The sequence below is a fragment of the Rathayibacter sp. AY1C2 genome, assembly GCF_002931195.1.
GTDB lineage: Bacteria > Actinomycetota > Actinomycetes > Actinomycetales > Microbacteriaceae > Rathayibacter.
In genome coordinates this window covers 22,475-41,908 of record NZ_PSWG01000018.1, presented here as the reverse complement: position 1 = coordinate 41,908, position 19,434 = coordinate 22,475, and the positions used below count along the sequence as shown (strand labels likewise).

Here is a 19,434-nt window from a genome sequence, read left to right as displayed (position 1 = left end):
GTGCGCGTCGCCCGGCCCGACCGGGATGCGACGTCTCGTCGTAGGGTCGACGGGAGGGTCGGTGGACCCTCGGACGGGAGGGGTCCGCATGTCGATCGACGAGGTGTCCGACGGGATCGAGGCCGCCGCCGCGCTGCCGCACGTGCGCTCCGGCTTCTCCACCGCGACACCGTACGGGATCGCGCAGCGCTTCGCCGCGGGGGAGCTGACGCGGGAGCAGGCCGTCGACGAGCTCGGCCGCCGGCGCTACCGGCCCGGATCGCCGAGCGACGGCTTCGACTGGACGACCCTCGACCCGGGGGAGTTCGAGGAGGTCCGCCGGGCCCTGTCCGATGGTCTGCTCGACGCCGCGATGTACGACGAGATCCTCGACCGGTACAGCGGGCAGGACTCCTCCGGCGAGAGCGCGGCGTCCGCGGAGGAGAGCGCATGAGCGCCGGCCCCCTGGACCTCGCCTTCACCGCCCCGATCGGTGTCGCCGTGAAGGGCGACCTCTGGTCGTGCGTCGAGGTGCCCGGCTCCGTCGAGCTGCTCGGCACAGGGAGGTCGGAGAAGGTGGTCGCCACCGTCGACGGCGAGCCGGTGACCGCGGGCCTGCTGCCGACCGGCACCGGCGGTCACATGCTGTCGATCAGCGCGAAACTGCGGAAGACGATCGGCAAGGACCTCGGCGACGTCGTCACCGTCCACCTGACCGAGCGCCTGAGCTGAGCACTGGCGGTTGGCCAGGGCCCGCGTGCGGATGGTCGACTCGACGGATGCGGAATCGAGTCCTGTTCGTCGTCGGGGTCACAGCGATGTTCGTCGCGCTGGTGCTGAGGCTGGTGTGGCCGGCCGGTGAATTCGCCTCCGGCTTCTCGCTCGCCCTGCAGCTGAGCGGCATCCTGCTCCTCCTGGTCTACGGGGTGAAGCACTTCACGGGGCGGCCGCGCCGGAGCTGAGCGGCTCATCCCCATCGGGGGTGTAGGAGTTGGGGTCTGAAGCCGCCGGTCTCGAGCAGGCTTCGGGCGATGCAGTTGGTCAGGTTGCGGAACCCGAGTGCGGAGCCGCGCAGGTGTTCGAGCCGTCCGTTGAGCGCCTCGGTGGGCCCGTTGCTGGTGCCGGGTCGTTCGAAGTAGGCGAGCACGTCAGCGGCTCGCTTCTTCAGGGTCCGGCCCAGGGTGGTGAGCTCGGTGAGCACCTTGGGGACGCCGGCGCTGAGGTCGGTGATCAGCTTCTCCATGAGCTCGCGGCCACGTTGCCGGTCCTCGTGGCGATAGGCGGCGATCATGCGCTGGTAGACACCCCAGGTCGCCTCGACCTCGACGTGAGCGTCATCAACGAACAGCGCGCGTAGCCTGTCGCTCTGCTTGTCGGTGAGCAGGTCCGCGCCGGTGTGCAGACCGAGGCCGTCGAGTCGAGCGAAGGCGGTCAGGTCAGGGCGGCCGAACCCGGCCGGCGGGCTAGCGTCGGACACGTCGAGGTCTTTCGGACGGATGGCGTAGGAACCTCCGTCGTCGGGAGACCTCGACGTCTATCTGCGGACCGACGCGCCCGGCCGACCTACACCGTCATCTGAGAAGACCCCTGAAACGTCTTCGCCGACGACGGGGCCGGCGAGGAGGAGGGCGCGGTGAGCTAGAAGAATGGAGCTTGCTCGGCTTCGACGCCGCCGCAAGCTCCGGTGAAACGGTCGGTACTGGTCGGTCGTCGTCGGTCACCACCGGATGGCGGCGTCCTCCACGCTCGGCGTTTGCGCAGGTCAGCGGCTCGCTCGCCCAGTGGGCGCATCAAGCGATAGACGCAAAGCCGACGTGATGAGGTCGTCCGTTCGATTCCGACAGGCGGCTCCGGCGAACCGTTCTGGTGGTCGCGCGATGCGCTGGCCTCACGGCTCTGCCCGACACCGACGTCGCTCTCCTCTGCGACGGACCCCTCGCCGGCTGAGCGCTCGCGGCCGGCATCCTGTCCGTGTGCCGATAGGCCTCGCACCGCTCGGCAACGCAGCGTGGCGTTGCGTCGCGACCTGGCGACGGCTCGGCGGGGCGCGATCGTCTCGTGCGTTGGCGGACTACGGGAGCTTGGACGCGAGGACGTCGGCCGCCAGGATCTCGGGTGCTGCGCCGAGGAGGTGCTGGTTGGCCATCAGGGCTGCGACGATGGCGCCGTTGGCGTGGGCGTCGCGAGCGGCTTCGTCGGGGAATGCATCGAAGATCCAGAAGGTGTCGGCGTGGGTCCTGACCGCGAACCAGACAATCGTTCCTCCTTCTTCGTTGGCGAGTGCGACAGCGCCGGCGAGCAGATCGGCGACTGCGTCGTGCTGTCCGTCGGCCGCGACGATCTTGGCGACGAAGGCATACGGAAGTGATGCGGGTGTGGACATGAGGGGCTCTCCTTGACGTCGGGGTTCTTCGTGGGACGAGTTCAGCGTATGACGAGCGAGGGCCGGTGGGGAGTGGCGTATACGGCAGTATTGCTATTGTTTACGTCATGCGTATCGGACTGATCGCGATCGACGGCTGCTTCGGTTCGGCTATCGCGTCGATCATCGACATCGTGCGGGTGGCCGACGGAGCCCGCGGCGATGTCGACCCGCGGATCGACCCGATCGAACTCGCCATCCTCGGACCGAAACGGCGAGTGACCACGACGGCATCGATGACCCTGTCGGTGGACCACCCGCTGTCGGAGTCCGGAGAGTTCGACGTGGTCGTCGTCCCTGCGCTTGGAACCCTTACGGCCGCCGCTACCAACGACGTCCTCCAGAGCCGAGATGCTCGTTCGGTCATCGCCTCGCTCGGGCGCCTCGACGAGGCGACCACCCGGATCGCCGCGGCGTGCACCGGCGTGTTCGCTGTCGCCGAGACCGGACGGATGCATCATCGGAGGGCGACGACCAGCTGGTTCCTGGGGCCGGAGTTCCTGAAGCGCTATCCGACCGTCGCCCTCGATCTCGACACCATGGTCGTGGTCGACGGGAACCTCGTCACCGCCGGCGCCGCGTTCGCCCACATCGACCTCGCGCTCTCACTCGTGCGATCGATCAGCCCCGACCTGGCCCAACATGTCGCCAAGCTCCTCATCATCGACGAGCGTCCGTCTCAGGCGGCCTTCGTCGCCTACGAACATCTCCGGCACGAGGACCCGATCGTCGTCGAGTTCGAACGCTTCGTGCGCGCCCGCCTGGACGAACCGTTCAACGTCGCCTTCGTCGCGCAGTCGCTCGGCACCAGCCGGCGCACCCTCGAACGACGAGTCCGTGCGGCGCTCAACCTCACTCCGCTCGGCTTCGTCCAACGGCTTCGCATCGAACGAGCTCGGCACCTCTCAGCAACCACGGACTTCACCTCCGCCGAGATCGCGCTACGGGTCGGCTACGCGAATGCCGAGACTCTGCGCTCCCTCCTGCGCAGGGAGCGACGCCGTTCCTGACCTATCGCCATGCCTGTAGCCGGTGTCCTAGCGCTCGACTGGAACCACCTCTCAGCACGTCGCGTCGACGCTCCTGCGTCGCCCCTGGACGACCCACTCGACACGCCCGCAGCACAGGTCATGTGACGTGTCCCGGCTTCCCGGACGGTCGGGGTTGGGTGGCTGTGATGTCGCTGCGTTCTCGTCGAGGGGGTCAGCAGACTCGATCAGGGTCGACTGGGATGAGACGCGAAGGCGGTCAGGTCAGGGCGGCTGAAGCCGGCCGGCGGGGTAGCGTCGGTCACGTCGAGGTCTTTCGGACGGATGGCGTAGGAACCTCCGTCGTCGGGAGACCTCGACGTCTATCTGCGGACCGACGCTCCCGGCCGACCTACACCCTCATCTGGGAAGAGCCAGCTGAGCTCCGGAATCGGAGGAAGACCCGTGGGCGGATCGGAGAAGCAGGCCTGGGCGGATCCGGAGCCGGAGGTCCACCGGGCGCTCGCGCGGTGGGCGGCGGAGTGCGCGGAGCGCGCCCTCCCGGCGTTCGAGGAGTGGGACCCGGACGATCCCCGGCCCCGGCGCGCGCTCGACGTCCTCCTCGCGTGGGAGCGGGGCGAGGCTCCGATGACGGAGTGCCGCTCGGCGGCCTTCGCGGCGCACGCCGCAGCCCGCGCCGCGACGCAGGCGGGCGAGCCGGCCGCCACCGCTGCCGCGCGGGCGGCCGGGCAGGCCGCGGCCGTCGCGCACATGGTCGATCACTGCTCGCACGCCGCCGTGGAGAGCAGCGCGCAGCCTCGGGCCTTCACGCGAAGGAGCGCGCAACGGATCGTCGCTCTCACTGAATCCGCCCGCTGCGCGGATGCTCTCCCAGCGATCTTCTCGCGTCGTTGAACGTCCGCGACTGCTGTGTCGTGTCCTCGGTGGGACCACCTCGGCCCCCGCACTACAGGAGGCATCATGCTCAAGCGAATCGCGACCACTGTGACGACTGCGGCGTTCGCCGCCGTCCTTCTCGCCGGATGCTCGACGGCCGCCGGCTCGGCCGCCTCGTCGGAAGCGCCGGCCGACAGCCCCTCCGCCACCGCGATGGCCTCCGCCACCGCGACCGCCTCCGCTGGGACGGCGGCTCTCACGACGGCGTCCTCGCCGCTGGGCGAGATCATCACGGACGAGGCCGGCTACACCGTCTACACATTCGCCAAGGACACGCAGAACTCGGGCAGCAGCAGCTGCTACGACGAGTGCGCCACGACCTGGCCGGCCGTGTCGGCGTCCAGCACGACCGCCGCGGACGGGATCACCGGAGAGGTCGGCTCGATCACCCGCACCGACGGGACGACCCAGCTGACCGTCGACGGATGGCCGGTCTACCGGTTCGCGAAGGACACCGCGCCGGGCCAGGTCAACGGGCAGGGTGTGAAGGACGCCTGGTACGTCCTCCTCCCTGACGGCACGATGAACAAGGAAGCCGCGGCCATGAGCACCGCCACCCCGGCGTCCTGATGCGACGGCGACCCGTCCCCGCGCAGCGAAGCGCATCGTCGGGCCGGGTCGCCGGTTCTCGACAGGCATGGACGGAAGGGATGACCGGCAGTGATCGCAGCAACCGTGATGAGGGAGCGCACCGTGGCGCTTCGAGGCGGTGAGCACTGTGCCCCGCCCCGTCGATGAGCTCCTGGCGGCGCTATACGAGAGTCACGGCCCGGCGCTGCGGCGCTTCGTGCAGAACCTCACTCGGAACGCGGCGCTGACGGAGGACGTCGTGCAGGAGACGATGGTCCGGGCCTGGCAGCGCCCGCAGGTCCTCGAACGCGACGCCGACGCCGCTCGCGCGTGGCTGTTCACCGTCGCCCGCAACCTCGTCATCGACGACGCCCGCTCCGCTCGGAGCCGACGCGAAGTGCCGGCGAAGGACGAGGACGGCGGCGGCGCCGTCCCCGATCACACCGACGCAGTCCTGGACAGCATCCTCGTCGCCGACGCTCTCGCATCGCTGTCGGTGGAGCATCGTCGGATCGTGGTGGACGCGTACTTCCTCGGACACACCGTCCCCGAGATCGCCCGCCGGCACTCCATCCCCGAGGGAACAGCGAAATCTCGATTGCACTACGGACTGCGCGGACTGCGACTGGCTCTGCAGGAAAGGGGCGTCACCCGATGAACGACCACCACGGAAGCTCTGCGACGGAGGACGAGTACCGCGACTGGGACGCGTCCTACGTCCTCGGCGCTCTCCCCGCGGATCAGCGACTCGAGTACGAGCAGCACCTCAGCGGCTGCGCGGCCTGCCGCGCGGCCGTGGCAGAGCTGGCAGGACTGCCCGGCATCGTCGGTCGGCTCTCCGTCGAGGACGCTCTCGCCATCAGCGCATCGGACGACGGCGAGGACGCGCCGCCCTCCCCGGTGACGCTGCCCGCCATCGCTCACCGTGTCCGGACGCGCCGACGTCGGCGCCGGCTGGTGACGTCCCTCGCCGTCGCGGCCGCCGTCACCGCCTCCGTCTTCGGAGGTGTCGCTCTCGGCACGGGCATCGCGGGTGCTCCCGTGGCGAGCGAGGCGACCCTCGAACCGATGGACCCGATCGCGGACGATCCCGCTCTCGCTGCGGACATCCAGGTCGAGGGGAAGCCGTGGGGCACCCGGCTGGAGTGGAGCTGCACCTACAGTGGTGATGCGCCCGCCGACGCGGAGTACGAACTCGTGATCACCCGCACAGACGGCAGCACGATCACCGTCGCCACCTGGACGGCGGCCGGGCAGCGCGCCGTCGACCTGGCGGCGTCCACGGGCATCGCCCGGTCGGAGATCACCGGCGTCGACATCAGGGTCCGCGGCACGAACTCCCCCCTCGTCCGCACCGACACCTGAGACACCGCCCACCCGCAGGAGACACCGACACTGCCCGCGGTGCCGCGGACACAGGACAGGAGCAGACCATGAGCACCGAGACCACACCGCTGCACATCACCCGCGAGGGCCCGAGAAGCTTCATCGGCCGCAACGCGCGAGGAGCCGAGGTCCGCATCGGCGGGTCGGACGCCGACGGCGTGTTCTCGCCCGGCGAGCTGCTGCACCTCGCCCTCGCCGCCTGCGGCATGCTCTCCTCGGACCACATCCTCGCCAGCCGACTCGGAGCCGACTTCGAAGCGACCACCGACATCACCGCGACCAAGCCCGAGGGCGAGGACCGCTACGACTCCATCACCGCCGTGATCCGCGCCGACCTGTCGGCGCTCGATCCCGAGCGGATCGCCTCACTGTCCGAACGCACCCACCGGGCCGTGGATCGCCAGTGCACCGTCGGCCACACGCTCGAGCACGGCGCGGCGTACACCGTCGACGTCGTGGACGACCAGGCCGCTCCCGTCAGCGGTCCGAGGACGGGGACCGTCTGAGATCAACACCTCATCGGTCACGACGACCGGTGACGACCGAGACGCGGACGTCTCCCTTCAGTGCCGTCAGTCTGCGACTCGCCGACCGGATCCGAGACGATTCGCGAGGCGGAGCGCGTTCACGGAGCGGAGGTGCTGGTCGGCGCGGTGACGCCCGTTGGCCGGTGAGGGGTGCGGTGCCGCGAGGACGGGGACGACACGGGGATCATCGTGCAGGGTCAGATAGCGCATGACCCCGTCGAGCGCCACGGTCCCGTAGGTGACGACGGCGCCGAGCGCGGGCAGCAGCTCCAGCAGCTCACCGAGCGCGAGCCGACCCTCCTCGATGTCCGCGGGGCGGACGCGGCCAGGGATCTCCCACGGGATGAGGTTCCACCGGACGTAGTGGTCGCGGGAGAGTCCGGACTCGATGCGGGCCGCCCGGAACGCGGCGGCGGTGGGCCCGAGGTTGTCCTCGCTGCAGACGGCAGCGGATCCCGCGGCGATCGTCCGAGGGCCGGGTGACTGCATCAGCACCAGGACGCGACTGGCGGTGCCGCCGGAGCAGGGATCGAAGCCCGGAACGAAGCGTCCGGTCGCGTCCGCGGTACTCCGCCAGGTCTCGGCGAGGGCGTTCAGGGTCCGGATGTCCACGATGGTCCTCGATCCCGGTCAGGCCGGCCGCGGTGGTGCGAGCAGGGTTCCGCGGATCACGGAACCGTGGAACGTGCGGGCGGCGACGATGATCCACGCGGCGACCAGGCCGACGTAGTAGAGCACCGCGAGGCCGGCGACAACCGTGAGACCGGAGTGCAGGGCGAGGCCGTTCAGTCCGGTGACGCAGGTGCCGACGGGGAACGTGAACGACCACCACGTCAGGCTGAACGGCAGGTGCTCCTTCGCGGTGCGGAGGGTGATCGCGAGGGCGATGACGGTCCAGAGCAGTGCGAAGCCGAGCATCGCGAAGCCGTACACCAGAGCCACGACCAGCAGCGCACGCGCCATGCCGGCGTCCACGACGGTGGGCGCGTTCGAGGCGAGCAGATTCACGGCGGTGATCGACTGTCCGACCGGACCGAGGACGATCCACAGCGTCGGCACCATCCCCGCCGCTCCGACCTTGTGCTGCGCGAGCCGGTTCCAGATCAGGGTGATCACCACCAGCGACGCGACCAGGCTGAGGCCGAAGAAGCCGTAGCAGGACCACAGGAGCGTCTCCCGCGCTTGCCCGGCGGGCGCGTACGGCAGCAGCAGTGCGCCGGTGGAAGCGGACACCATCGGCGGAACGATCGGCATCAGCCAGCCGCCGAACGCCGAATCGGGCTTGTTCTCATGCCGGGTGAACGCGAGGTAGGGCACCAGGACCGCCGTCACCAGCCCGCCGAGAGTCCCCGCACCCCAGAGCACCCAGTCGATGGTGACAGCGGCCGGCAGGCCGATCCAGTCCTTGCCGAGGAGGAGGGTTCCCGCGCCGACAGTGAGGAACGCCATGGGCGGCGCGCCGTAGAAGTGCGAGAGTACGGGATTCAGGTGGTGCCTCACCGCTGTACCGCGGTAGCGGACCCAGTGCAGCCCGGTCGCGACCGTCAGCGCGACGAGCAGCAGCGCGGCGATCGCCCAGACGACGGTGGCCCCGGTACGGAGTCCGGGGAACTGGAGTGGCAGGGACGCGGCGGCGACCGCGACGATGCCGGTGCCCATGATCGACGCGAACCAGTTCGGCGTCAGGTTCGACACGATCAGTCCCGGATGCTCCAGCTCCCGGAACAAGCGCCTCGACCGCGGAGGATGCCCGATCGAGGAAGATGCGCGGGCGGGGGAGAAAGTTGTCATGCCTCCAGCCTGAGCATCGCCGGCACCAGCCGATACAGCGATCGTCTTGGCGGGGCACAATGAGTGCTTGTGGCGACGCGGCGATTGACGGACCGGATCCTGGATCTCGACACGCTGGAGGTGCTCGAACGCATCGCCGAGGCGGGCTCGCTCTCCCGCGCTGCCGAAGACCTCGGCGTCACCCAGCAGGCCGTCTCGGCGCGTCTGCGGGTCGCGGAGCGCGCCATCGGGCAGCCGCTCGTGCGCCGCTCTCCGACCGGGTCCCTGATGACCGACGCGGGCCGGCTCGTGCTCGAGCTGGCCGGCCCGGTCCTCGAGGCGTCCCGCCGCCTCGAGGCGGGCGCGGCAGCACTGCGACAGCCGACCGGCTCACTGGTTCTCGCGGCGTCGCAGACCATCGCCGAACTGCTGCTCCCACGCTGGCTCCTCGAATTCCGACAGCGCACACCCGAGGTGAGTGTGCAGCTGATCGCCGGCAATTCAGCCACGGTCACAGAGCTCGTGAGATCCGGTGCCGCGCAACTCGGATTCGTCGAGACACCAGCGTCCACGGCCACGCTCTCCTCTGACGTGGTCACGGAGGACGAACTCGCTGTCGTCGTGGCACCCGACCACCCCTGGGCACGCGCGGCGAGTATCAGCGCCGAGGAGTTGGCCGGGACCGCACTGCTGACGCGAGAGGAAGGCTCCGGCACCCGGACGACCCTCGAAGCATGGCTCCACGACGCCGGGCTCGCACTCACGACTCCCGCCGCGATCCTGGAGACGACGGCGATCATCCGAGCGAACGCCCGCGCCGGCATCGCGCCCGCCGTCATGAGCATCCTCACCGTCGAAACAGATCTCGCCGCGCGCTCACTGATACGAGTGCCCCTCCGCGGACCAGCACTCGTGCGACCCCTCCGCGCCATCTGGTCCGATCGCATCGGGTCGTCCGCGGCGGCGTTCCTGGAGATCGCGCACGAGATGCGCTGACCGGTGCACGGCTCGTCGCAACGCCGATCACGCCAGCGGCCGTGTCTGCTCAACTGCAGCGATCTGGTCGATCTGCCCACGGCGGCACGGACGTCATGTCGCGGTGATGGCGAAGAGTCCCGCGATGCCGACGGTGTAGAGCGCGAGCACGATCAACGAGTCGATTCCCATGCCGGCGATGCGGCGGGTGGGTCGGAAGATCAGTCCGACGATGTAGACGAGGGTGAGCAGGGCGGCGAGAGCGGTGAGGTAGATATCGGACGAGTTCGCCTGCGGGAGGACTGCGGTGCCGGAGAGGACGGTGGCGACGAGGAACAGGACGGGGAGGAAGGCGTTGCCGCCGAAGATGTCGCTGATGGCGAGGTCGTCGTCGCCCTGCTTGATGGCTTGCAGCCCGGTCGAGATCTCGGGGAGGGAGGTGGCGAGAGCGAGCACGGTGGCTCCGAACAGCACCCCGGAGAGACCGAGCTGCGAGGATGCTGCGTCACCGGCGCGCTCGAGCACGACACCGGCGAGGAGGGTCGCCGCGGCGGAGATCGTGAACACGATGGTCGCCTTGCGTGTGCTCATCGGGTGCGTCTTCTTCTTCGAGGGGGATGCTGTCGCGTCGGGGGCCCGCCCGTCCTCGTGCCAGGGGAGGTGCTTGCCGGAGCGTTGCACGAGCAGCAGCCCGACGACCCAGAGGCCGGCGATGAGGACGACGTCCGGGGTCAGGCGCAGCACTTCCAGTCCGGAGGGCAGCTGGCTGCCGGCGATGACGACGGCGAGCACCGCGACGACCACGAGCCCCTCGAGCACGAGTGTGAGGGACGCGGCACGGTAGGTGAGCGGCTTCGCACCTCTTCCGCGCTTGCCGAACAGGTCGAGGACGACGAGGACCACGGTCTGCAGTGCGATGCCGCCGAGGATGTTGCCGACCGCGACGTCCAGGTTCCCGGAGAGCGCGGCGGACACGGTGATCGCGATCTCCGGCAGGTTCGTCGCGACGGCGAGAACGATCAGACCGCCCAGCGCACTCCCCAGGTGCAGACGCGCATCCAGAACGTCCGTGGCCTTCGACAACTGGATGCCGACGATCCACACCACTGCGGCGGCGGCGAGAAAGATGGCGACGAGAACAACGAAGGGCAGACCATCCATGCAGTGAGTGAACCGCGACAACGACGATCCGAGACCCCCTTGCGCCTGAGCTGCTTCTCACCGTCTCGCGCGCGGTGGTCTCCATGGTGATCGGTTCGACCGCGTGCCATCCTCGACGACACCCCGATCGTCGGGTCGAGCGTGATCCCACCGTTCGTTCCCGAGGCGCGCTTCGTCAGTAGCAGCCGATCCGGGTACGCCGCAGCGTCCGCACGTGTACGCGCGGGCAGCTGGCGGGGACCGGACCCTGGGGAAGGGGCCGGTGTCGCCCGCAGTGCATCTGCGACACTCCACTGGCTCCAGATCCTGCGATCCTCGAGCGGCTTGACCGGATCGTCGGTGACCGTGTCCCGTGGCAGACGCATCAGATGGCCGGTGACGTTGCACACGCTCTGGCGAAGCTCGCGGACCGTGTCGATGCGGTCATGATCATTGTCGGCACGAAGGAGCCGTCTCTGCGTCGCACCGTGCAGGAGGTCTTCTCCGGCGCCGTCGGCGCCCGTCTCGCTCACCGTCAGCACCGGCCGGCCCTCATGATCCCCCTCGCCCCGGTCGATGATTCGGAGCCGCTGCCCTGGTCCTGACCGAGGTGCGGGCGTAGGCTGACGGCAGTGGTGATGGATCCCGCCCGAGCGTGAGCTCGAACTGCCGCCGAGGCTGATGGTTCCTACCTTCTCGATCAGAGACCAGGTAGGTGACCCATGCCCGCGCATCCCCCGCTCGTCCTCGTGCGCCACGGTGAGAGCACCGGCAACGCCGACGGTCTCTTCTGCGGCGTCCTCGACGTCCCCCTCACCGACCTCGGACGTGACGAAGCGCGACAGGCCGCGACGGTACTGAGGGACGCATCGATCGACCCCGATCTGATCCTCACGTCGACCCTGCAACGCTCCACCGAATCGGCCCGGATCATCGCCGGCGCCCTTCCCGGGCGGCCGCGGATCGTCGCGGCCCAGTGGCGGCTGAACGAGCGCAACTACGGAGCGCTCACCGGCCTGTCCACAAGCGCCGTCGGAGCCCGGTACGGGGCCGACGCCTTCCTGGAGTGGCGCCGGTCGATGGACGTCCGCCCGCCTGCTCTGTCCGCCGCCGCCTTCGTGCAGCTGCACAGGTCCGCGGCGTTCCGTGGGCAGCCGGCCGAGGCGATGACGGAGATGGAGTCGTTGCGCGACGTCGTCCACCGACTGCAGCCGCTCCTCGAGGAGCGCATCATGCCCGCCCTCCAGGAGGGCGAGACGGTGCTCATCGTCGGGCACGGCAACTCCCTGCGCGCGCTGCGCGCCCTTCTCGAGGACCTCGGCGATGCCGCGGTCCGCGATCTGAACATCCCGACGGGTCAGCCGTACCTGTACGACACCGGGCCGTCCGGGACACCGATCTCGAGGAGCGGACGCTACCTCGACCCCGCAAGAGCCGACCGGGCGGCGATCACGCTCGCCCACGAAGGAGGAACCTGATGAACGCCTACATCAGCCACACCCGCACCAGCATCCACGGGACGGGCGAGTACGTCACCCACCCCGCCGGACACCCGCTGGTCATCACCGACGTCGCCGCACGGCAGATCCTCGACTCCCGCGGCTTCCCGACCGTCGCTGTCACCCTGCGTCTGGACGACGACACCGTCCTGGACGCCTCCGCCCCCGCGGGCGCCTCGACGGGCGCGTTCGAAGCGGTCGAGCTGCGCGACGGCGGCCCCGCGTTCGGCGGACGCGGAGTCCGCTCCGCTGTCGCGGCCGTCGACGGCGAGATCCGCGCCCTCCTGCTCGATCACTCCTGGACTTCGCTTCGCGAGATCGACGAAGCGCTGCGAGCGCTGGATGGAACCGCGAACCTCGCCCGCCTCGGAGCGAACTCCGTCGTCGCCGTCTCCATCGCGGCCGCCCGCGCCTTCGCCGCGCGCACCGGCCTGCCCCTGCACCGGTGGATCGCCGATCACACCGGGGCGACCGCCTCCCTGCCCGTCCCGCACTTCAACGTCATCAACGGCGGCGCGCACGCCGCGAACGGCCTCGACTTCCAAGAGTTCATGATCGCCCCCGTCTCCGCCGGCACCGAGGAGGAGGCAGTGCAGGTCGGCGCCGAGATCTATCACGCCCTCGCCGCCCGCGTCCGCACCGCCTACGGCACCTCCGGGCTCGGCGACGAGGGCGGCTTCGCGCCCCCCATCGACCGGCCCGAAGACGCCCTGGACCTCCTCGTCGCAGCGATCACCGACGCCGGATACCAGCCCGGCACCGGTGACATCGCGATCGCGATGGATCCCGCCGCGAACGGCTTCTTCCACGGCGACGGCCACTACACCGTCGCCGGCACCGATCTCGACCGCGACGCACTCGCCCGCTACTACGAGAAGCTGATCGCCGACTACCCGATCCGCAGCATCGAGGACGGCTTCGCCGAGGACGACCACGAGGGCTGGGCCCTCCTCGCCCACGCCATCAGCGACCGGGTGCAGCTCGTGGGAGACGACCTCTACGTCACCGACGCCGACCGCATCCGCGACGGAGCCCGCGACGGCTACTCCAACGCCGCACTCATCAAGCCCAATCAGATCGGCACCATCACCGGCACCCTCGACGCGATCGCGGCCGCGCACGACGCCGGCATGCGCTGCATGGTCTCCCACCGCTCCGGCGAGACCCTCGACACCTTCATCGCCGACCTCTCGGTGGGAACCGGAGTCGGGCAGATCAAATCCGGCGCCCCCGCGCGCGGCGAGAGGGTCGCGAAGTACAACCGCCTCGTCGACATCGAACACCTCGACCCCACGCTGCACTACGGTCTCACCCACTGACCCGCCCCCTCCCGAAAGGTCCCACTCCCCGTGACTGATGACCGCCACCGTCACCGCCCCCCGGACCCCGACCCCGAGCTGCCGGTCGACAGCGACCTCGACGACGCCCCCGACGGGACGCCACGACCCGTGCACCTGCGTCCGCGATACCTCCTCCTCGTCGCCGCCGGCGGCACGGTCGGGACCGGGGCGCGGGAAGGCCTGACCCTCGCGTTCCCCGCCGATCCCGCCTTCGACACCGTCGTCTTCGCCATCAACATCGTCGGCGCGCTCCTGCTCGGCGTACTCCTGGAGAGCCTCGCCAGAGCCGGCAGCGACGAGGGCCGACGCCGCACCGCACGGCTGCTGCTCGGTACCGGAGCGCTCGGAGGCTTCACCACCTACAGCACCCTCGCCACCGACACCGCCCACCTGCTCACCACAGGACACCCCGCACCCGCCGCCCTCTACGCGCTCGGCACCGTCCTGCTCGGTGCCCTCGCGTCCTGGACCGGAGTCGCCCTCGCCGCAGCACTCCACCGGCGACGCACGCAGAGGAAGGTGCCGGCATGACACCCGCACTGTTCCTCGCGCTCTCCCTCGCCGGTGGAATCGGAGCCGCAACACGGCTCCTCCTCGATGGGCTCATCAAGGCCCGCACCGGCGGCGCCTACCCCTGGGGCACCACCGTCATCAACGTCACCGGATCACTCCTCCTCGGCCTGATCACCGGCCTCGCCCTCGCAGGCATCGCCCCCGAGCCGTGGCGACTCGTCCTCGGCACCGGCTTCCTCGGCGGCTACACCACCTTCTCCACCGCCAGCCTCGAAACCGTCCGTCTCCTCGCCGAAGGACGCCAACTCGCCTCCGCCATCAACGCCCTCGGCACGCTCCTCCTCAGCGTCATCGCCGCAGCAACAGGACTCTGGCTCGGAGGCGCGCGATGAGCATCATCGATGCACCCTCACCGGCAGTGGTGGTCGGTCTTGCCGGCGTCGATACCGGCCCAGAGTTGTGGCATGCAGGGTCCTTCCGTTGAGGGCTGCGGTGCGCCGTGAACGACCGTGCCGGCATGTCCTTACGGGGCGATCTGGTCGCGTTTCTCAATGAGCGGTCCTGCCGTTGCGGGGTCCCGGGCGGCTCATCACGGCGTGCCATCAGGCGGCTGAAGGCGGTCAGCCATACCCGGGACCCCTGGCGCGTTCCGGAGCCTACAACTGCCCCGGATCCACGGAGATAACGGTAAGGAAGGCGGTCGGAATCCGGGGGAGCGACGCCGACCGGGACGCGGAGCGGCGTGACCAGTGGGAGGGCCTCGCCCCCGCGCTGCGTTCCCTCGGCTTCCCGAAGGGGCTGTGACGCCGGCCCGGTGGACCTCACCGGGCCGACGCCCGCGCGCTCAGCGGTGCGCGGGTCGGAGCCCCAGCAGCGTGTCGACGATCACGAAGGCCGCGAGACTCGCACCCAGGAGCGGGAGGAACAGCCCGAGCGCGGTGGCGACGACCAGGACGGACGCGACTCCCCACCACGGCGCGCGCCGGAGCGCTCCCCGGGCCGGCGGGGTGCCGCCGAGCCGTCGGGAACCGCGGGTGGGGCGGCGCTTCCACCACATCAGGTACCCGAGCACGACCATCGTGGCGATGCCGGCCGCGGTGACGAACAGCAGCAGCTGGTTGGGCAGCCCGAACATCGAGCCCATGTGCGTGTCGATGCCCCAGCGGGAGAGCTTGGCGACGAGGCCGAACTCGGCGAAGTCGACCCGGTCGACGACCTGCATCGTCCTCCCGTCGATCGCGACGCCGTCGACCTCGGTCGGGAAGCTGCGCTGGATCTCCTGCACGACCCAGGCCGAGCCCTCCGCCGCGGGCGGCCGGATCTCGACCAGTCCCGTGTTCACGTTGACCTCGCGGGCGACCGAGAGCACCGAGTCGTAGGCGGCCGGCGAGTAGCCCGCCGTCGACTCGACGGCGTCGTCGGTGGCCGCGCCGTGTCCGGCGTGCCCGGCGTGCTCGTCGGCCACCTCGCCGGTCCGGTCGCCGAGCGTCGTCCCCAGCGAGGGCGTGGTCCAGCCGACTGCGGAGCGGAGAGTCTCGAAGTTCCCGCCTCCGTAGAGCGACCAGGTGATGCCTGTGGTCGAGAGGAACAGGGCGCCGACGAGCAGCCAGACGCCGGTGGAGGCGTGCCAGGAGAACAGGCGCTTGTAGCCGGTGGTCCTCGGCGCGGGGCGCAGCAGGTCCCTCTTCACGCGGGCGCGGCGGAGGCGGATGATCCAGAGGCCCAGGCCGGCGAGGGCGACGACCCACAGCCAGGAGGCGGCGAGCTCGCTGTAGGAGCGGCCCACGTCCCCGAGGTGCAGCGTCCGGTGCAGGTCGCTGATCCAGGTCCGCAACGGCAGGGCGCCGCTGGTGCCGTAGGCGGTGAGGTCGCCGCGGACGTCGGCGGTGGCCGGGTCGATGAAGACCGCGCGGGTCTCGCTGGCGCCGAGCGCCGGGTCCGCGTACATCACCCGGGTGGTGTCGCCGGGGTTCGGGGCGGGGCGGACGGCGACGATGCTCTGCCCGCCTCCGGTGTACGCGTCGGCGGCGTCGATCTGGTCGGCCAGGGGCAGGTAGGTGTCCGCTTCGGCGGCGTGCAGCTCCTGCGCGTAGACGACCTGCTCGAGCTGCGGGGTGAGTGCGTAGAGCGCTCCGCTGGTCGCGGCGACGAGGATGAACGGCCCGACGAACAGGGCGGCGGAGAAGTGCAGGCGGAGCAGCAGCTGTCCGAGCCAGCCTGCGCTGCTTCTGCGCGGCGGGGGCGGGGTGTCGGCGGAGTCGCGGGGTCTCGTGGCGGTGGTGGTCATGCTTCCGGTCCTTCGGTGCTGTGGCGGGTGCCGGTGAGGGTCAGAGGAGGGTGTCGCCGATGTAGCCGCCCTCGACGCAGCCCGGCGGGATCGCGAAGACGGCGGAGCCGATCGGCGTCGTCCACTCGTTGAGCAGGTCCAGCTCGTCCAGGCGCTTCTGGATCGGCACGAACTGCGCGGTGACGTCGGCCTGGAACGCCGCGAAGATCAGCCCGGAGTTCGAGATGTCCTCGCCCGTCGGGGTGTCGTCGTAGTTGTAGGCCCGGCGGTGGAAGCGCTCGGTGGTGTTCTCCGAGCGGGCGCGCCTCATGTGCGAGAACTCCGGGATCACCGGGAAGCCGATGGTCGTCGTCGCCTCGAAGTCGCGCTCGTCGGCCTCCGCCGTCCCGGTGAGGGGCGCGCCGTTCGCGAGGGTCCGGGGAGGAGACGGGTCGGTCAGACGCCGCGGGGACCTCCGGGGAGGTCCTCGCCGCGGCTCGCGTCGATGATCAGGAGGCGGGCTGCAGAGGGGGGCCGCGCCGCAACGCCGCCTGGGGGAAGACGCCCGAGGCGAGGGGGAGCACGTCGCGCAGCTCGAAGGAGGAGCGTCGCGCGGGTCGAGGAGCGGCCACCGGAGCCGGCAGGACCCGCACCAGGCGGGTGACGAGGTGGCTCGTCGTCGCGGCGACTCGGACGAGGAGGGACTCGCCGCGGTGGAGCGCCGCGGTCGTCGCGACGGCGGCGACGAGGTGCGCCGCCCACATCGAGGAGCCGGTCATCCCGCTGTGCGTCATCGCCGCGCTGACGTCGATCATGGCACCGTGGTGCGCGTGCAAAGTCGGCGCATCGACCGGCCCCGCGAAGGTCCCGATCGTGAAGAGCGTGTGGAACAGGAACTGGCTGACTCCCACCGAGGCCGCCAGGCGGACCAGGGAGAGCCTGCGCCCGGCGAGCGCCACGCACACCAGGACCGACAGGACGAGCGGCATCGCGACACCGAGCGGACCCGGGATCTGGCCGCCACCGGCCACGTGCGAGAACAGCGCGACGAGCGTCGCCACCGTCGCCGCGACGACACCCCGGAGGGTGCGCAGCGGGCGCGACGACGACATCTCCCCAGTGTCGCAGACGCCTCCTTCCCGCGGAGGACCGCTCTCGGGCGAGAGGGGCGGCCGGCCGACGGTTCCTCTCAGCGGGCCGCGGAGGCTCCGGGGCGTCACTTCTCGGGCCGGACCACCAGCCCGACGCCGCCGCCGCGCCGCACCGGTTCGGCGACCGCGGTCATCCGGCCGGAGGGGTCGACCTCGATGGCGGCCACCGCCCCGATCTGCGCGGCCGAGGTGAAGGTGTCGCCCGAGGGGACCAGCTGCTGGCCGAAGGGAGCGAGGTCGTCGGCGTACGCCTCGATGAACTCGGGCTCGGCCGAGGTCGTCGCGCCGTTGCGCTGGGAGGCGCGGGGCGCTGCCACCGCCTCGGGGAGCGTCATGCCGAGGTCGATGCGGTTGACCAGGGTCTGCAGGACCGTCGTGATGATCGTGGATCCGCCCGGCGAGCCGACGACGAACCGCACGTCCCCGCCGTCGAGCACGATCGTCGGCGACATCGACGAGCGCGGGCGCTTGCCCGGCTCGATCCGGTTCGGGTCCCCGTTGACGAAGGTGGGGGAGAAGTCGGTCATCTCGTTGTTGAGGAGGAAGCCGCGGCCGGGGACGGTCATCGCCGAGCCGCCGGTCTGCTCGATCGTGAGCGTGTAGGAGGCGGCGTTGCCCCACTTGTCGACGACCGAGAGGTGGGTCGTGGAGATGTTCTCGGTGTCCGGCTCCTCCGCGGCGGGGGCGGTCGCGCATCCGGAGCCGTCGAGAGCGCCGGGCGCGACCGGGCGGACGGAGGCGGTCGCCGGGTCGATCGTGCAGTCCCGCGAGTCCGCGAACTCCTGGCTGAGGAGCGTCTCGGTGGGCACGTCGACGAAGGCCGGGTCGCCGACGTAGGCGCCGCGGTCGGCGAAGGCGCGGGCGGACGCCTCGAGGTAGAGGTGCAGGGCGCTGCCCGTGTCCTCGGCCGCGAGGTCGTGGTTCTCGAGGATGTTGAGGGCCTCGCCGACCGCGATCCCGCCGGAGGAGGAGGGCGCCATCCCGTAGACGTCGAGTCCGCGGTAGGAGACGCGGGTCGGCGCCTGCTCGGCGACCGAGTACGCCGCGAGGTCGGCGGCGGTCATCGTGCCGGCCGGGGCGGGGAGGTCCGACCCCTCGGCGATCCGCGGGTTCTGGACCGTGTCGGCGATCTCGGCGGCCAGCGCGCCCTCGTAGAACGCGTCCGGCCCGTGGACGGCGATGGAGGTCAGCGTCTTCGCGAGGTCGAGGTTGCGGAAGGTGCTGCCCACCTTCGGCGCGTCCCCACCGGGGAGGAAGAGCTCGGCCGTGTCGGGGAACGCCTGGAACCGCTCGAGGTTGTCGAGCGTCTGGTTGCGGAAGGTCTCGTCCACCCGGAAGCCCTTCGCCGCGAGCGCGATCGAGGGCGCCAGCACGACGGGGAGCGGCAGGGTGCCGAAGCGGTCGACCGCGGTGTCCCAGGTCGCCACCGTGCCGGGCACGCCGACCGCGACGCCGGAGGAGACGAGGTCCGGGGTGAACGGGTACGGGGCTCCGGTCGCGGGGTCGAGGAACGCGTCCGAGGTGATGCCGGCCGGCGCTGTCTCGCGTCCGTCGATGGTGCTGACCTCGCCGGAGGCCTTGTCGAAGTAGACGAAGTACCCGCCTCCGCCGATGCCGGCGCTGTAGGGCTCGCTCACGCCGAGGGCCGCGGCCGTGGCGACAGCGGCGTCAGCTGCGTTGCCGCCGCGCTTCAGCACCTCCATGCCCACGCGGCTCGCGTTCGCGTCGACGCTCGAGACCGCTCCGCCGTAGCCCACCTGCGTCGAGGGCGAGATGAGGGGTCCGCCGAGGAAGTCGCGGATCTTCTCGGGCGTGAGCCCGCTGTCCTTCAGGTACCCGGAGACGGGCCTGTCGAGAGCGGACGCCGGTGCGGCACCCGCCACTCCCACTGCGACGACCGCGACCAGCGCGATCGCGATCCTGCGGAGCACGGGTGTCGTGGCCATGGCGTTCCTCCATCGGAACTCAGTG

General features: G+C 70.6%; 22 protein-coding genes, 3 pseudogenes and 1 riboswitch. Of the genes and pseudogenes, 16 read left to right on the top strand and 9 right to left on the bottom strand.

Annotated elements, in window-relative coordinates:
* Positions 1-88: 88 nt before the first annotated feature.
* Genes C5C55_RS12470 through C5C55_RS12460 form a run of 3 tightly spaced genes read left to right on the top strand, consistent with a single transcriptional unit; the run spans position 89 to position 941 of the window.
* Entirely contained in the window at positions 89-433 is a 345-nt protein-coding gene (locus C5C55_RS12470; protein ID WP_104234131.1) for a hypothetical protein, read from the top strand.
* On the top strand, positions 430-711 hold the full coding sequence (locus C5C55_RS12465) for a DUF1905 domain-containing protein (protein WP_104234130.1): 282 nt from the start codon (positions 430-432) through the stop codon (positions 709-711). The genes C5C55_RS12470 and C5C55_RS12465 overlap by 4 nt, the downstream gene beginning before the upstream one ends.
* Before the next feature lie 47 nt (positions 712-758).
* Positions 759-941 carry a hypothetical protein gene (locus C5C55_RS12460; RefSeq protein WP_104224784.1) on the top strand — a complete coding sequence of 61 codons (183 nt, stop codon included), beginning with the start codon at positions 759-761 and terminating at the stop codon, positions 939-941.
* Between the two features lie 5 nt (positions 942-946).
* Here the strand turns inward: C5C55_RS12460 and C5C55_RS12455 are convergent.
* Together C5C55_RS12455 and C5C55_RS12445 are read right to left on the bottom strand one after the other, a co-directional pair.
* Positions 947-1,381 (bottom strand): annotated as a pseudogene (locus tag C5C55_RS12455) (transposase); the annotation flags it as partial.
* A gap of 669 nt (positions 1,382-2,050) precedes the next feature.
* Positions 2,051-2,362, bottom strand: a complete 312-nt coding sequence (locus C5C55_RS12445) for a putative quinol monooxygenase (protein WP_104234129.1) — start codon at positions 2,360-2,362, stop codon at positions 2,051-2,053.
* 107 nt (positions 2,363-2,469) lie between these two features.
* Between C5C55_RS12445 and C5C55_RS12440 the strand changes: the two genes are divergently transcribed.
* From C5C55_RS12440 to C5C55_RS12415, 6 genes are all read left to right on the top strand, one after another.
* Positions 2,470-3,411, top strand: coding sequence for a GlxA family transcriptional regulator (locus tag C5C55_RS12440; protein WP_053548963.1), 942 nt, complete (start codon positions 2,470-2,472; stop codon positions 3,409-3,411).
* 423 nt (positions 3,412-3,834) lie between these two features.
* The gene (locus C5C55_RS12435) at positions 3,835-4,284 is read left to right on the top strand and encodes a putative immunity protein (protein ID WP_146080949.1); all 450 of its coding nucleotides are present in this window, start codon (positions 3,835-3,837) and stop codon (positions 4,282-4,284) included.
* 66 nt (positions 4,285-4,350) lie between these two features.
* Positions 4,351-4,896 carry a hypothetical protein gene (locus C5C55_RS12430; protein ID WP_104224787.1) on the top strand — a complete coding sequence of 182 codons (546 nt, stop codon included), beginning with the start codon at positions 4,351-4,353 and terminating at the stop codon, positions 4,894-4,896.
* 148 nt (positions 4,897-5,044) lie between these two features.
* A complete protein-coding gene (locus C5C55_RS12425; RefSeq protein WP_055794427.1) occupies positions 5,045-5,554 on the top strand; it encodes a sigma-70 family RNA polymerase sigma factor in 510 nt (169 codons plus the stop codon).
* Positions 5,551-6,261: an anti-sigma factor gene (locus tag C5C55_RS12420; RefSeq protein ID WP_055794430.1), complete on the top strand. Its 711-nt coding sequence runs from the start codon at positions 5,551-5,553 to the stop codon at positions 6,259-6,261. The genes C5C55_RS12425 and C5C55_RS12420 overlap by 4 nt, the downstream gene beginning before the upstream one ends.
* A gap of 68 nt (positions 6,262-6,329) precedes the next feature.
* Complete coding sequence (locus tag C5C55_RS12415; protein WP_104234127.1) at positions 6,330-6,788, top strand: OsmC family protein; 459 nt, start codon at positions 6,330-6,332, stop codon at positions 6,786-6,788.
* Positions 6,789-6,854: 66 nt separating this feature from the next.
* On the opposite strand, the gene C5C55_RS12410 is transcribed toward C5C55_RS12415, so the two are convergent.
* On the bottom strand, positions 6,855-7,421 hold the full coding sequence (locus C5C55_RS12410) for a uracil-DNA glycosylase family protein (protein ID WP_258072551.1): 567 nt from the start codon (positions 7,419-7,421) through the stop codon (positions 6,855-6,857).
* A gap of 18 nt (positions 7,422-7,439) precedes the next feature.
* Positions 7,440-8,504, bottom strand: a complete 1,065-nt coding sequence (locus tag C5C55_RS12405; protein ID WP_020624523.1) for a TDT family transporter — start codon at positions 8,502-8,504, stop codon at positions 7,440-7,442.
* A 159-nt stretch (positions 8,505-8,663) separates the two neighbouring features.
* Here C5C55_RS12405 and C5C55_RS16880 point away from each other — a divergent pair.
* Both C5C55_RS16880 and C5C55_RS12400 read left to right on the top strand, forming a co-directional pair.
* Positions 8,664-8,825, top strand: a pseudogene (locus tag C5C55_RS16880) (LysR family transcriptional regulator); the annotation flags it as partial.
* Positions 8,826-8,888: 63 nt separating this feature from the next.
* Positions 8,889-9,575, top strand: coding sequence for a LysR substrate-binding domain-containing protein (locus tag C5C55_RS12400; protein ID WP_258059817.1), 687 nt, complete (start codon positions 8,889-8,891; stop codon positions 9,573-9,575).
* A gap of 93 nt (positions 9,576-9,668) precedes the next feature.
* On the opposite strand, the gene C5C55_RS12395 is transcribed toward C5C55_RS12400, so the two are convergent.
* A complete protein-coding gene (locus C5C55_RS12395; protein ID WP_104234124.1) occupies positions 9,669-10,715 on the bottom strand; it encodes a sodium:calcium antiporter in 1,047 nt (348 codons plus the stop codon).
* A gap of 188 nt (positions 10,716-10,903) precedes the next feature.
* Between C5C55_RS12395 and C5C55_RS17035 the strand changes: the two genes are divergently transcribed.
* The 5 genes from C5C55_RS17035 to crcB all read left to right on the top strand — a co-directional run bounded on the left by C5C55_RS17035 (position 10,904) and on the right by crcB (position 14,438).
* Positions 10,904-11,299 (top strand): universal stress protein, encoded by a 396-nt coding sequence (locus tag C5C55_RS17035; protein WP_374954241.1) that lies wholly within the window; start codon positions 10,904-10,906, stop codon positions 11,297-11,299.
* A gap of 20 nt (positions 11,300-11,319) precedes the next feature.
* Positions 11,320-11,392, top strand: a riboswitch (Fluoride riboswitch).
* A 24-nt stretch (positions 11,393-11,416) separates the two neighbouring features.
* On the top strand, positions 11,417-12,172 hold the full coding sequence (locus C5C55_RS12385) for a 2,3-diphosphoglycerate-dependent phosphoglycerate mutase (RefSeq protein WP_104234122.1): 756 nt from the start codon (positions 11,417-11,419) through the stop codon (positions 12,170-12,172).
* A complete protein-coding gene (gene eno, locus C5C55_RS12380) occupies positions 12,172-13,512 on the top strand; it encodes a phosphopyruvate hydratase (RefSeq protein ID WP_104234121.1) in 1,341 nt (446 codons plus the stop codon). The genes C5C55_RS12385 and eno overlap by 1 nt, the downstream gene beginning before the upstream one ends.
* A gap of 30 nt (positions 13,513-13,542) precedes the next feature.
* Positions 13,543-14,064, top strand: a complete 522-nt coding sequence (locus tag C5C55_RS12375) for a fluoride efflux transporter FluC (RefSeq protein WP_374953769.1) — start codon at positions 13,543-13,545, stop codon at positions 14,062-14,064.
* Complete coding sequence (crcB, locus tag C5C55_RS12370) at positions 14,061-14,438, top strand: fluoride efflux transporter CrcB (RefSeq protein ID WP_104224798.1); 378 nt, start codon at positions 14,061-14,063, stop codon at positions 14,436-14,438. The genes C5C55_RS12375 and crcB overlap by 4 nt, the downstream gene beginning before the upstream one ends.
* Before the next feature lie 452 nt (positions 14,439-14,890).
* On the opposite strand, the gene C5C55_RS12365 is transcribed toward crcB, so the two are convergent.
* The 4 genes and pseudogenes from C5C55_RS12365 to ggt form a co-directional block, all read right to left on the bottom strand.
* A complete protein-coding gene (locus C5C55_RS12365) occupies positions 14,891-16,333 on the bottom strand; it encodes a PepSY domain-containing protein (protein ID WP_104234120.1) in 1,443 nt (480 codons plus the stop codon).
* Positions 16,334-16,373: 40 nt separating this feature from the next.
* Positions 16,374-16,754: pseudogene (locus tag C5C55_RS12360) on the bottom strand (Dyp-type peroxidase); the annotation flags it as partial.
* A 67-nt stretch (positions 16,755-16,821) separates the two neighbouring features.
* The gene (locus C5C55_RS12355; RefSeq protein ID WP_104234119.1) at positions 16,822-17,424 is read right to left on the bottom strand and encodes a hypothetical protein; all 603 of its coding nucleotides are present in this window, start codon (positions 17,422-17,424) and stop codon (positions 16,822-16,824) included.
* A 104-nt stretch (positions 17,425-17,528) separates the two neighbouring features.
* Positions 17,529-19,409, bottom strand: coding sequence for a gamma-glutamyltransferase (gene ggt / locus C5C55_RS12350; RefSeq protein WP_104234118.1), 1,881 nt, complete (start codon positions 19,407-19,409; stop codon positions 17,529-17,531).
* Positions 19,410-19,434 lie beyond the last annotated feature (25 nt).